Genomic DNA, 12,458 nt, shown 5'->3' with positions numbered 1-12,458 from the left:
GCAGGAAGGCGGCAAGCAAATTCAGCCAACGCCCCTGCGACTAGTATCAGGAGTTTTTCTTCTCGCGGCTATGCAGGCCACGTTTCTCCAGACCACGGTAAATCAGCTGCTGCTGAATAATGGTTACCAGGTTGCTGACGATATAGTACAGCACCAGACCTGATGGGAACCACAGGAAGAACACGGTGAAGATGACCGGCATAAAGGTCATGATCTTCTGCTGCATCGGGTCGGTCACGGTGGTCGGAGACATCTTCTGAATGAAGAACATCGTCACGCCCATCAGGATCGGCAGGATGTAGTACGGGTCCTGTGCAGACAGGTCATGGATCCACAGAGCGAACGGCGCATGACGCAGTTCAATGGAGCCCATCAGCATGTAGTACAACGCCAGGAAGATTGGCATCTGGATGATCAGCGGGAAGCAGCCGCCCAGCGGGTTAACCTTCTCAGCTTTGTACAGGGCCATCATTTCCTGGCTCTGACGCTGTTTGTCATCGCCCAGACGCTCACGCATAGCCTGAATCTTCGGCTGCAGCATACGCATCTTCGCCATGGAGGTGTACTGCGCTTTGGTCAGCGGGTACATGATGCCACGAACGATAAAGGTGATAACGATGATGGAGAAGCCCCAGTTACCCAGGAAGCTATGGATCCACTTCAGCAGTTTGAACAGCGGCTGAGAGATGAACCACAACCAGCCGTAATCCACGGTCAGATCCAGGTGCGGTGCAACTGCCGCCATTTTATCCTGAATTTCCGGGCCGACCCACAGGGTGCTGGTCATCGCGCCAGTCTGGCCAGGCTGAACCAGCACCGGCTGTGATTTATAGCCGATAGCGGCAATGCCGTTACCCAGGTTAGCGGTATAGAAGTTGTTGGTGCCGTCGTTACGCGGAACCCATGCCGTTGCGAAATACTGTTGCAGCATTGCGACCCAGCCGTCTTTAGCATTGACGTTCAGGTTTTCGTTTTCAGCAATGGTGTCGAATTTGTATTTCTCATACTTCTCATCCGGCGTGGAGTACGCCGCGCCACGGAAGGTGTGCAGCGCAAAGTTGCTGCTACCGGTGTCGCGATGAGATGGCAGATTGATGGATTGCTTCAGCTGACCAAAGGTGGAGACTTCCAGCGGTTTTTCGCCGGCGTTCTGCACGCTGTAGTTAACGTTGACAGCATATTCACCGCGCTTGAGTACAAACGTTTTAGTGAATGTGTTACCCGCTGCGTCAGTATAGGTCATCGGGATCTGCAGTTCGTTCTGACCGTCAGCCAGTACAAACGCGTCTTTTTCGACGTTGTACAGCGGACGCGGGCCGTTAGCCGGGTTATCCGGGCCGTCACGACCTGTCAGGCCACTCTGTGCCTGGTAGATGAACTGTGGCGTGGTTTCCAGTAACTGGAACGGTTCGGTAGAACCGAGTTCTTTCGGGTAAGCTGGCAGTGAAGCCTGTTCCACATCACCACCACGGGTGTTGATGGTCAGATCAAGCACGTCAGTTTTAACCGTAATCAGTTTCCCCTGGCCACTGGCCGGTACGCCCTGGTCTGCGGCGCTACCCGCTGCGGTGGTCGTTGTCTGCGTGGTCTGTTGAGCCTGAGGTTGCGGGTTTTTATCCTGCTCCCAGGCTTGCCAGATCATGAAAGACACGAACAGCAAAGCGATGACTAAAAGATTGCGTTGCGAATCCATCGTTAGTGTTCTCTGGTATCAAATGGTCCGGGCGGGACGGGATCGTCACCACCAGGGTGTAAAGGGTGGCATTTTAATACGCGTTTCACCGTCAACCAACTGCCTTTTATCACTCCAAACCTGCGCAATGCCTCAATTCCGTAGCTCGAACAGGTTGGAGTGAAACGGCAATGCGGCCCAAGCAGCGGACTGATCAGGCGTTGATAGACCCGAATAAGGGCTATCAGGACCCGCGAGCCAGGCGACAATGGCGACGCCATAATTTTTCCAACGCTTCCGAGAGAGCACGGTTATCGAGGTCAGCAACCCCTTTTTTCGCCACCACCACGAAATCCATTGCTGGAAGTTCGTGCTGACGTAAACGAAAGCTTTCACGTGTCAGACGTTTAATCCGATTGCGTTCATGCGCGCGTTTAACGTTTTTCTTGGCGACGGTAAGACCGATACGGGGATGCCCCAGCGAATTCAGGCGGCCGAGGATGGTGATTTGCGGCGTGCCAGCCCGTTGTGGCTGCTGGAAGACGAATGTGAAATGAGTGGGAGTTAACAAACGTAACTCCCTGGGAAATGCGAGCTTAACCACTCAGGGGCTAGCTTTTATTACTTAGAAACGGTCAGACGAGAACGGCCTTTAGCACGACGACGTGCCAGAACCTGACGACCATTTTTATTAGCCATACGAGCACGGAAGCCGTGAGAACGGTTGCGCTTCAGTACAGACGGTTGAAAAGTGCGTTTCATGGCGATTTCTACCTAAACTTGAATAAATTCACTGACTTTTGCGTATACCCGAACGAATTTCGAACGACTTACGCCACAGTGTGGGTGATTAAAGAGGCCGGATTGTAATAATTGTACACTCCGGAGTCAATTCTCTTTCCTTATTTCCCGCTTTTTTCCGCATGGTTTCGCGTATAAAACAGGCAGCGTTGACGCCGTAAGGCGACCGTTACTCGCTGGGGGTAAGAATTATACGGGCTGGCGGATAAAGCGCAAGGATCGCTCGGGATCTTTATTAGATCGTTTAAGCAGTAAAGCATCTTTACTCATTAATTTTTTCAATATGCGCGCTAAAACCTGCAGCACTTCTCCAGGATCGTTTACACTTAGCCGATTCTGGATCATCCTGTGGATAAATCGGGAAGAATCTGTGAGAAACAGAAGATCTCTTTCTCAGTTTACGCTATGATCCGCGGTCCTGATCGTTTCAATGGATCCTGATCGGGTAAAAATTGCAGATAGCAATTCGCACGTCACCCTTTGCATAGGGTCTTGTCGATGTGCGTCAACAATCATGAATGTTTCAGCCTTTGTCATTTATCGACTTTTGTTCGAGTGGAGTCCGCCGTGTCACTTTCGCTTTGGCAGCAGTGTCTTGCCCGATTGCAGGATGAGTTACCAGCCACAGAGTTCAGTATGTGGATACGCCCGTTGCAGGCGGAACTGAGCGATAACACGCTGGCTTTGTATGCGCCAAACCGTTTCGTGCTTGATTGGGTAAGGGATAAATACCTTAATAATATTAATGGATTACTCAATAACTTCTGTGGAGCGGATGCCCCGCAGCTGCGCTTTGAAGTCGGTACTAAACCCGTCACGCAAACGCTGAAAACGCCGGTGAACAACGTTGTTGCGCCCGCTTACGTGGCTCAGCAAGTGCAACCGCAACGTGCCGCTCCGTCGGCGCGCTCAGGCTGGGATAACGTCCCGGCACCGGCAGAACCTACCTATCGTTCTAACGTCAACGTCAAACACACGTTTGATAACTTCGTTGAAGGTAAATCTAACCAACTGGCGCGCGCGGCGGCACGGCAGGTGGCGGACAATCCTGGCGGCGCCTACAATCCGTTATTCCTTTATGGCGGTACGGGTCTGGGTAAAACCCACCTTCTGCACGCTGTCGGTAACGGTATTATGGCGCGTAAGCCAAACGCGAAAGTGGTGTATATGCACTCCGAACGTTTTGTGCAGGACATGGTTAAGGCCCTGCAAAACAACGCGATCGAAGAGTTTAAACGCTACTACCGTTCCGTGGATGCGCTGCTGATTGACGATATCCAATTCTTCGCGAATAAAGAACGATCGCAGGAAGAGTTTTTCCACACCTTTAACGCCCTGCTGGAAGGCAATCAGCAGATCATCCTGACTTCGGATCGCTATCCGAAAGAGATCAACGGCGTTGAAGATCGTCTGAAATCCCGCTTCGGCTGGGGACTGACTGTTGCGATCGAGCCGCCTGAGCTGGAAACGCGCGTCGCGATCCTGATGAAAAAAGCCGACGAAAACGACATTCGTCTGCCGGGTGAAGTGGCGTTCTTTATTGCCAAGCGTCTACGCTCTAACGTACGTGAGCTGGAAGGCGCACTGAACCGTGTGATCGCCAACGCTAATTTTACCGGCCGGGCGATTACCATCGATTTCGTGCGCGAAGCGTTGCGCGATCTGCTGGCTTTGCAGGAAAAGCTGGTCACCATCGACAATATTCAGAAGACGGTGGCGGAGTATTACAAAATCAAAATTGCGGATCTGCTTTCTAAGCGTCGATCTCGCTCGGTAGCTCGTCCGCGCCAGATGGCGATGGCGCTGGCAAAAGAGCTCACTAACCACAGTCTGCCGGAAATTGGCGACGCGTTTGGTGGGCGTGACCATACTACCGTGCTTCATGCCTGTCGCAAGATTGAGCAGTTGCGTGAAGAAAGCCATGATATTAAAGAAGATTTCTCCAATTTAATCAGAACATTATCTTCGTGACGCTATGAAATTTACCGTTGAACGTGAACATTTATTAAAACCGCTTCAGCAGGTCAGCGGCCCGCTGGGTGGACGTCCTACACTGCCTATTCTCGGAAATCTGCTGCTGCAGGTTGCTGACGGTGCGCTTTCTCTGACCGGTACCGATCTCGAAATGGAGATGGTGGCGCGCGTGGCGCTGATCCAGCCTCATGAACTTGGTGCGACCACCGTTCCGGCGCGTAAATTCTTCGATATTTGTCGTGGGTTGCCGGAAGGCGCGGAAATTGCCGTTCAACTGGAAGGCGATCGCATGCTGGTGCGGTCTGGCCGCAGCCGTTTCTCGCTGTCTACGCTGCCTGCCGCCGACTTCCCGAATCTGGACGACTGGCAGAGCGAAGTCGAATTCACGCTGCCGCAGGCCACGATGAAGCGCCTGATTGAAGCCACGCAGTTTTCGATGGCGCATCAGGACGTGCGTTACTACTTAAACGGCATGCTGTTTGAAACCGAAGGGGAAGAGCTGCGTACCGTGGCGACCGACGGTCACCGCCTGGCGGTCTGTTCAATGCCTGTCGGTCAGCAGTTACCCAGCCATTCGGTGATCGTTCCGCGTAAAGGCGTGATTGAACTGATGCGTATGCTCGACGGCGGCGACAACCCTCTGCGCGTGCAGATTGGCAGCAACAACATTCGTGCACACGTGGGTGACTTCATCTTTACCTCCAAGCTGGTTGATGGCCGTTTCCCGGATTATCGCCGCGTATTGCCGAAGAATCCGGACAAACATCTGGAAGCCGGTTGCGATATCCTCAAACAGGCATTTGCTCGTGCGGCGATCCTCTCTAACGAGAAATTCCGCGGCGTGCGTCTGTATGTCAGTGAAAACCAGCTGAAAATTACCGCCAACAACCCGGAGCAGGAAGAAGCGGAAGAAATTCTGGATGTCTCCTATCCTGGCACTGAACTGGAAATCGGTTTTAACGTTAGCTACGTACTGGACGTACTGAACGCGCTGAAGTGCGAGAACGTTCGTATTCTGCTGACCGATTCCGTATCGAGCGTACAGATTGAAGATGCTGCCAGCCAGAGCGCGGCTTATGTTGTTATGCCAATGAGACTGTAATGTCGCTCACCCGTCTGTTGATCCGCGACTTTCGCAATATCGAAAGCGCGGATCTCGCTTTATCCCCTGGCTTTAACTTCCTGGTTGGCGCGAACGGCAGCGGCAAAACCAGCGTGCTGGAAGCCATCTATACGCTCGGCCACGGTCGGGCGTTTCGCAGTTTGCAGATTGGCCGCGTAATTCGCCACGAGCAGGAGTCGTTTGTTTTACACGGGCGTTTGCAGGGGGAAGAGCGTGAGACATCGATTGGCCTGACGAAAGACAAACTGGGCGACAGCAAAGTGCGCATTGACGGCACTGACGGGCACAAGGTCGCGGAACTGGCGCACCTGATGCCGATGCAGCTGATCACGCCAGAGGGGTTTACTTTACTCAATGGCGGCCCCAAATACAGAAGAGCATTCCTTGACTGGGGATGCTTTCACAATGAAGCCGGATTTTTCACCGCCTGGAGCAATCTGAAGCGACTGCTCAAGCAGCGCAACGCAGCCCTGCGCCAGGTGAGTCGTTATGAGCAACTGCGTCCGTGGGATAAAGAACTGATCCCGCTGGCGGAACAAATCAGCACCTGGCGCGCGGAGTACAGCGCCGGTATCGCGCAGGATATGGCGGATACCTGTCAGCAGTTTCTACCCGAATTTTCTCTCTCCTTCTCATTCCAGCGCGGCTGGGAGAAAGAGACCGATTATGCCGAAGTGCTGGAACGCAGTTTTGAACGCGATCGCATGTTGACCTACACCGCGCACGGTCCGCACAAAGCGGATTTTCGCATTCGCGCTGACGGTGCGCCGGTGGAAGACACGTTGTCGCGTGGGCAGCTAAAGCTGCTGATGTGCGCCTTACGTCTGGCGCAAGGGGAGTTCCTCACCCGCGAAAGTGGGCGGCGGTGTCTCTACCTGATAGATGATTTTGCCTCTGAACTTGATGATGCCCGTCGTGGGCTGTTAGCCAGCCGCTTAAAAGCGACGCAATCTCAGGTCTTTGTCAGCGCAATCAGCGCTGAACACGTTCTGGACATGTCGGACAAAAATTCGAAGATGTTCACCGTGGAAAAGGGTAAAATAACGGATTAACCCAAGTTTAAATGAGCGAGAAACGTTGATGTCGAATTCTTATGACTCCTCCAGTATCAAAGTCCTGAAAGGACTGGATGCGGTGCGTAAGCGCCCGGGTATGTATATCGGCGACACGGATGACGGCACCGGTCTGCACCACATGGTATTCGAGGTGGTAGATAACGCTATCGACGAAGCGCTCGCGGGTCACTGTAAAGATATCGTTGTAACGATTCACGCTGACAACTCCGTGTCCGTTACCGATGATGGCCGTGGTATCCCAACCGGTATTCACCCGGAAGAGGGCGTTTCGGCGGCGGAAGTTATCATGACCGTTCTGCACGCAGGCGGTAAATTCGATGATAACTCCTATAAAGTTTCCGGTGGTCTGCACGGCGTAGGTGTGTCCGTAGTAAACGCCCTGTCACAGAAACTGGAGCTGGTGATTCGTCGTGAAGGCAAAGTGCATCAGCAAACTTACGTGCACGGTGTGCCGCAGGCGCCGCTGGCGGTAACCGGCGAAACAGAAGCGACGGGTACTCAGGTACGTTTCTGGCCAAGCCACGAAACCTTTACCAACGTCGTTGAGTTTGAATACGAGATTCTGGCTAAGCGTCTGCGCGAGCTGTCGTTCCTGAACTCCGGCGTCTCTATTCGTCTGCGCGACAAGCGCGATGGTAAAGAAGACCATTTCCACTACGAAGGCGGCATCAAGGCGTTTGTTGAATACCTCAACAAAAACAAAACGCCGATCCACCCAAATATCTTCTACTTCTCCACCGAAAAAGACGGTATCGGCGTTGAAGTTGCGCTGCAGTGGAACGATGGTTTCCAGGAAAACATCTACTGCTTCACCAACAACATTCCGCAGCGTGACGGCGGTACTCACCTTGCAGGCTTCCGTGCGGCGATGACCCGTACCCTGAACGCCTACATGGACAAAGAAGGCTACAGCAAAAAAGCCAAAGTCAGCGCCACCGGTGATGATGCCCGTGAAGGCCTGATTGCCGTTGTTTCCGTGAAAGTACCGGATCCGAAGTTCTCCTCACAGACCAAAGACAAGCTGGTCTCCTCTGAGGTGAAATCGGCGGTAGAACAGCAGATGAACGAACTGCTGAGCGAATACCTGCTGGAAAACCCGTCTGACGCGAAAATCGTCGTTGGCAAAATTATTGATGCTGCACGTGCCCGTGAAGCGGCACGTCGCGCGCGTGAAATGACCCGTCGTAAAGGCGCGCTGGACTTAGCGGGTCTGCCGGGCAAGCTGGCGGACTGTCAGGAACGCGACCCGGCGCTGTCCGAACTGTACCTTGTGGAAGGGGACTCCGCGGGCGGTTCTGCGAAGCAGGGCCGTAACCGTAAAAACCAGGCGATTCTGCCGCTGAAGGGTAAAATCCTCAACGTCGAGAAAGCGCGCTTTGATAAAATGCTCTCTTCTCAGGAAGTGGCGACGCTGATCACCGCGCTCGGCTGTGGCATCGGTCGTGACGAGTACAACCCGGACAAACTGCGTTATCACAGCATCATCATCATGACCGATGCGGACGTCGACGGCTCGCATATTCGTACGCTGCTGTTGACCTTCTTCTATCGTCAGATGCCGGAAATCGTGGAACGCGGCCACGTTTACATTGCACAGCCACCGCTGTACAAAGTGAAAAAAGGCAAGCAGGAACAGTACATTAAAGATGACGAAGCGATGGATCAGTACCAAATTTCTATCGCTCTGGATGGTGCAACGCTGCACACTAATGCCAGCGCACCTGCTCTTTCAGGTGAGTCGTTAGAAAAACTGGTTTCTGAATACAACGCGACGCAGAAAATGATTGGCCGTATGGAACGTCGTTTCCCGAAAGCGCTGCTGAAAGAACTGGTTTATCAACCGACGCTGCCGGAAGCTGATTTGGCGAACGAGCAGACCGTTACCCGCTGGGTTAATTCGTTGATTACCGAGCTGAACGAAAAAGAACAGCACGGCAGCCTGTGGAAGTTTGATATCCACCACAATGCAGAGCAGAACCTGTTTGAGCCGATTGTGCGCGTCCGTACTCACGGTGTGGATACCGACTATATTCTGGACCACGAGTTTGTGACCGGTGGCGAATACCGTCGTATTTGTACGCTCGGTGAGAAGCTGCGCGGGCTGATCGAAGACGATGCGTTTATCGAACGTGGCGAGCGCCGCCAGCCGGTTGCCAGCTTTGAGCAGGCGCTGGAATGGCTGCAGAAAGAGTCACGTCGCGGCCTCGCTATCCAGCGTTATAAAGGTCTGGGCGAGATGAACCCGGATCAGCTGTGGGAAACCACCATGGATCCGGAAAGCCGTCGTATGCTGCGCGTTACCGTGAAGGATGCGATTGCCGCCGACCAGCTCTTCACTACGCTGATGGGCGATGCCGTTGAACCGCGTCGCGCGTTTATCGAAGAAAACGCCCTGAAAGCGGCGAACATCGATATCTAACTTGCACCCAGGTCTACAACCGTCCTGCAAAAGGGGAATCTCGATTCCCCTTTCTATCCCCCTTTTCGTAGCTGTTTTTTGAGCGGAATCGCGTTAGCATGAGGACGGACTCATTTAATCCGGGGAACTCATGGCTATCAAACTTATTGCTATCGACATGGATGGCACACTTCTGCTGCCCGATCACACCATTTCACCCGCGGTCAAAACGGCGATTGCCGCAGCGCGCGCGCGTGGCGTAAATGTGGTGCTGACCACGGGGCGCCCGTATGCCGGCGTCCACAGCTATCTGAAAGAATTGCATATGGAAGAACCCGGTGACTACTGCATTACCTACAATGGCGCGCTAGTGCAGAAAGCAGGGGATGGCAGTACTGTCGCGCAAACCGCGCTGAGCTATGATGATTATCGTTATCTGGAGCAGCTCTCCCGGGACGTTGGCTCGCATTTCCACGCTCTCGATCGCAACACCCTGTATACCGCGAACCGTGATATCAGTTACTACACGGTACATGAATCGTTTGTTGCGACGATTCCGCTGGTGTTCTGTGAAGCCGAGAAAATGGATCCCGCAACCCAGTTCCTGAAAGTGATGATGATTGACGAGCCGGAGATCCTCGATAAAGCTATCTCGCGCATACCTGCGGAAGTAAAAGAGAAGTACACCGTGCTGAAAAGTGCGCCGTATTTCCTCGAAATCCTCGATAAACGCGTCAATAAAGGGACTGGCGTGAAATCGCTGGCCGATGCGTTGGGTATAAAAGCCGAAGAGGTGATGGCGATTGGCGATCAGGAAAACGACATCGCGATGATTGAATACGCAGGTGTGGGCGTTGCCATGGACAACGCTATTGGGTCAGTCAAAGAAATCGCCAACTTTGTGACGAAATCTAACCTTGAAGATGGCGTCGCGTATGCCATTGAGAAGTTTGCGCTGAAATAAGATGTTATGGGCAAATGCCTTGGCGCATTTGCCCTGTTTCAGCAATTATTTGTGATACTGAGTGGTCACCTTGAGGAATATGCGCCACGCCGCTGCGCATTATCCATTTGCGGGAAAACGCCGACGTCAGGGCCCGACTTTTCAGGATTTTGCCAAACAGTTTGAGACGTAACTTGCGGGTGGCTTTGCGGTAAGCGTGATTCATATCTGGTGCATCCCGCAACAATACAGATTTGAGTGCCTCCGCGCTGTCCAGCGCATAGCTAATCCCCTCCAGTGAGCTGGCGCTGATAAAACCGGCCGCTTCGCCAATCAAAAATGCGTTGTCCTTGCCACAGACGAAGTCTTTCCAGCGTGAAGGAAACAGCACAGTACATTTTTCACTTTTCACCGGTTTGCCGAACTGAAATTGGAACGCTTCCATCTTCGCTTTCAGCGCGTCAAAGCGCGCCTGGCCGTCCTTCATCGGGTAGGCACCGCCAAAGATAAAATAGCCATCTTTGCTGATACTCCAGGAATAACAGTCGGTTGCGTCGTTATCAAAAATGCAGGAATAGAACGGGACGGGATGCTTTTCCGCAAACCATTGTTGAATAGCAACATATTTACGGATCTGGTGCCGGGGATAGAGATGACGGCGTACCAGTGAGTTCGCGCCGTCGGCTCCCACCAGATAACGCGCGGTGATCTGCTGCTCCCAACCGTCGGCGCGGAAGATAACATGCCATTTATCGCCCTCGCGCCAGATTTTCCGACACAGGCTGTCGTGGTACACCTGTACATCATCAGGAATGAGAGATTTAAGCCATAAATCAAAAGCATGGCGGTTGATATTAATGTAGCTGCGCTGGTAGTTACGCGTCAAAGAGGCTGCAACATCAACCGTTTTAACGCTAAATATCTGTGGGTTAGCGATGACATCAACGGGTAAGGTTATCCCGTCGCGGATAAACGAACGCTGGGCATCCGGGGCCAACAGACCGCCGCAGGGTTTGGTGAAACCTTCGTTGCCGCACTGGTGTTTTTTATCCAACGCGATCACGCGCATTTTTCCACTCAACTGCCGCGCCAGCGCTGCGCCTGCCGGGCCTAACCCGATAATGGCTACGTCAAAATGTTCCATCTTTCTGTCCGCAAAAATGAAGATGGCGATACGCTAAAGCCTGAAAGTGAAGTGCTTGTGAAGTATGATTGCTGAAATCGTCTTGTATCAGGGCATTCCATGAAGCAAATCACCTTTACGCCGCGTAATCATCAGCTTACCAATATCAATACCTGGACACCGGACAGCCAGTGGCTGGTCTTTGATGTGCGCCCTTCCGGTGCCTCTTTTACCGGCGACACAATTGAGCGCGTCAATATTCATACTGGCGAGCTGGAGGTGATTTATCGGGCCATGCAGGGATCGCACGTTGGCGTGGTGACCGTTCATCCAAAGTCGGAAAAATATGTGTTTATTCATGGGCCTGAAAATCCTGATGAAACATGGCATTACGACTTCCATCATCGGCGTGGGGTGATAGCTACGCAGGCAAAAGTGGAGAATCTGGATGCAATGGATATTACCGCCCCATATACGCCGGGCGCGCTGCGTGGCGGTAGTCATGTGCATGTATTTAGCCCGAGCGGCGAGTTTGTCAGTTTCACCTATAACGACCATGTGCTGCATGAGCGCTCACCGGCGCTGGATCTACGCAATGTCGGTGTGGCTGCGCCCTATGGTCCGGTGATGGTCTCCGCGCAGCATCCCCGTGAGTACAGCGGGAGCCATTGGTGCGTGCTGGTAACCCAGACGACACCCACGCCTAAACCGGGTAGCGATGAGATTAACCGCGCCTATGAAGAGGGCTGGGTAGGGGAAAACAGACTGGCGTTTATCGGTGATACGTTATCAGTCACGGGCGAGAAAGTGCCGGAGTTATTTATTGTTGATTTACCACAGGATGAAAGCGGCTGGAAACAGCCGGGCGACGCTCCGCTGGAGGGCACTGAGGCGACAATGCCTGCGCCGCCATTTGGTATTAATCAACGCCGCCTGACGTTTACTCATGCGCGCGCCTTTCCCGGTCTGGTAAATCAGCCGCGCCATTGGGTGCGCAGTAATCCAAAGGCATCTGAGATTGCATTTTTAATGCGTGATGACGTCGGCATTGTGCAACTGTGGCTGATTTCCCCACAAGGAGGAGAACCGCGTCAGCTTACCCGCTGCGCCACGGATATTCAGTCAGCATTCAACTGGCATCCGTCGGGGAAATGGCTGGGGTTTGTACTGGATAACAAAATTGCTTGTTGTGATGCTCAGACGGGAGAGGTTGATTTTCTAACGGACCGTCACGGCAACCCACCATCGGGCGATGCGATCATCTTCTCTCCTGATGGTCGACAGGTTGCGTGGATGGAAGACGTCGAGGGTTTCCGCCAGTTGTGGGTGACAGAGACAGGGCGTTAAC

At 53.1% G+C, this 12,458-nt stretch carries 12 protein-coding genes; 6 read left to right on the top strand and 6 right to left on the bottom strand.

The genetic code is table 11. From position 1 onward, the window contains the following. Positions 1 to 46 precede the first annotated feature (46 nt). The 5 genes from yidC to ABIE10_RS19525 all read right to left on the bottom strand — a co-directional run bounded on the left by yidC (position 47) and on the right by ABIE10_RS19525 (position 2,743). Positions 47 to 1,693, bottom strand: coding sequence for a membrane protein insertase YidC (yidC, locus tag ABIE10_RS19545; RefSeq protein WP_003023844.1), 1,647 nt, complete (start codon positions 1,691 to 1,693; stop codon positions 47 to 49). A 2-nt stretch (positions 1,694 to 1,695) separates the two neighbouring features. Next, positions 1,696 to 1,953, bottom strand: a complete 258-nt coding sequence (gene yidD / locus ABIE10_RS19540) for a membrane protein insertion efficiency factor YidD (RefSeq protein ID WP_003023846.1) — start codon at positions 1,951 to 1,953, stop codon at positions 1,696 to 1,698. Next, positions 1,917 to 2,276 (bottom strand): ribonuclease P protein component, encoded by a 360-nt coding sequence (rnpA, locus tag ABIE10_RS19535; RefSeq protein WP_003844432.1) that lies wholly within the window; start codon positions 2,274 to 2,276, stop codon positions 1,917 to 1,919. Before rnpA ends, yidD begins: the two co-directional genes overlap by 37 nt. Before the next feature lie 17 nt (positions 2,277 to 2,293). Continuing rightward, complete coding sequence (rpmH, locus tag ABIE10_RS19530; protein ID WP_003023858.1) at positions 2,294 to 2,434, bottom strand: 50S ribosomal protein L34; 141 nt, start codon at positions 2,432 to 2,434, stop codon at positions 2,294 to 2,296. A 228-nt stretch (positions 2,435 to 2,662) separates the two neighbouring features. Further along, the gene (locus ABIE10_RS19525; RefSeq protein ID WP_420361643.1) at positions 2,663 to 2,743 is read right to left on the bottom strand and encodes a hypothetical protein; all 81 of its coding nucleotides are present in this window, start codon (positions 2,741 to 2,743) and stop codon (positions 2,663 to 2,665) included. 297 nt (positions 2,744 to 3,040) lie between these two features. On the opposite strand from ABIE10_RS19525, the gene dnaA reads away from it, so the two are divergent. The 5 genes from dnaA to yidA all read left to right on the top strand — a co-directional run bounded on the left by dnaA (position 3,041) and on the right by yidA (position 10,008). Continuing rightward, positions 3,041 to 4,444, top strand: a complete 1,404-nt coding sequence (gene dnaA, locus ABIE10_RS19520; RefSeq protein WP_047498800.1) for a chromosomal replication initiator protein DnaA — start codon at positions 3,041 to 3,043, stop codon at positions 4,442 to 4,444. 4 nt (positions 4,445 to 4,448) lie between these two features. Further along, positions 4,449 to 5,549, top strand: a complete 1,101-nt coding sequence (gene dnaN, locus ABIE10_RS19515; RefSeq protein WP_429156750.1) for a DNA polymerase III subunit beta — start codon at positions 4,449 to 4,451, stop codon at positions 5,547 to 5,549. Further along, complete coding sequence (gene recF, locus ABIE10_RS19510; RefSeq protein ID WP_016155067.1) at positions 5,549 to 6,622, top strand: DNA replication/repair protein RecF; 1,074 nt, start codon at positions 5,549 to 5,551, stop codon at positions 6,620 to 6,622. The genes dnaN and recF overlap by 1 nt, the downstream gene beginning before the upstream one ends. A gap of 28 nt (positions 6,623 to 6,650) precedes the next feature. Then, positions 6,651 to 9,065 (top strand): DNA topoisomerase (ATP-hydrolyzing) subunit B, encoded by a 2,415-nt coding sequence (gene gyrB, locus ABIE10_RS19505; RefSeq protein WP_016157816.1) that lies wholly within the window; start codon positions 6,651 to 6,653, stop codon positions 9,063 to 9,065. Positions 9,066 to 9,195: 130 nt separating this feature from the next. After that, positions 9,196 to 10,008 (top strand): sugar-phosphatase, encoded by an 813-nt coding sequence (yidA, locus tag ABIE10_RS19500; protein ID WP_016155065.1) that lies wholly within the window; start codon positions 9,196 to 9,198, stop codon positions 10,006 to 10,008. A 4-nt stretch (positions 10,009 to 10,012) separates the two neighbouring features. Here the strand turns inward: yidA and cbrA are convergent, their stop codons facing one another. After that, the gene (gene cbrA, locus ABIE10_RS19495; RefSeq protein WP_094761521.1) at positions 10,013 to 11,131 is read right to left on the bottom strand and encodes a colicin M resistance lipid reductase CbrA; all 1,119 of its coding nucleotides are present in this window, start codon (positions 11,129 to 11,131) and stop codon (positions 10,013 to 10,015) included. Positions 11,132 to 11,230: 99 nt separating this feature from the next. Here cbrA and ABIE10_RS19490 point away from each other — a divergent pair, with 99 nt between their 5' ends. Beyond that, complete coding sequence (locus ABIE10_RS19490) at positions 11,231 to 12,457, top strand: DUF3748 domain-containing protein (protein ID WP_181598725.1); 1,227 nt, start codon at positions 11,231 to 11,233, stop codon at positions 12,455 to 12,457. Position 12,458 lies beyond the last annotated feature (1 nt).

Origin of the sequence: Citrobacter sp. 506 (assembly GCF_050434985.1) — a bacterium.
Classification (GTDB): domain Bacteria; phylum Pseudomonadota; class Gammaproteobacteria; order Enterobacterales; family Enterobacteriaceae; genus Citrobacter; species Citrobacter braakii.
The sequence above is the reverse complement of the archived record's forward strand: the minus strand, read 5'-3'. Positions and strand labels throughout refer to the sequence as shown.

Coding starts and splice junctions, on each gene's coding strand:
- yidC (WP_003023844.1), bottom strand. CDS start 1,693: ATGGATTCGCAACGCAATCTTTTAGTCATCGCTTTGCTGTTCGTGTCT.
- yidD (WP_003023846.1), bottom strand. CDS start 1,953: ATGGCGTCGCCATTGTCGCCTGGCTCGCGGGTCCTGATAGCCCTTATT.
- rpmH (WP_003023858.1), bottom strand. CDS start 2,434: ATGAAACGCACTTTTCAACCGTCTGTACTGAAGCGCAACCGTTCTCAC.
- ABIE10_RS19525 (WP_420361643.1), bottom strand. CDS start 2,743: ATGAGTAAAGATGCTTTACTGCTTAAACGATCTAATAAAGATCCCGAG.
- dnaN (WP_429156750.1), top strand. CDS start 4,449: ATGAAATTTACCGTTGAACGTGAACATTTATTAAAACCGCTTCAGCAG.
- recF (WP_016155067.1), top strand. CDS start 5,549: ATGTCGCTCACCCGTCTGTTGATCCGCGACTTTCGCAATATCGAAAGC.
- gyrB (WP_016157816.1), top strand. CDS start 6,651: ATGTCGAATTCTTATGACTCCTCCAGTATCAAAGTCCTGAAAGGACTG.
- yidA (WP_016155065.1), top strand. CDS start 9,196: ATGGCTATCAAACTTATTGCTATCGACATGGATGGCACACTTCTGCTG.
- cbrA (WP_094761521.1), bottom strand. CDS start 11,131: ATGGAACATTTTGACGTAGCCATTATCGGGTTAGGCCCGGCAGGCGCA.
- ABIE10_RS19490 (WP_181598725.1), top strand. CDS start 11,231: ATGAAGCAAATCACCTTTACGCCGCGTAATCATCAGCTTACCAATATC.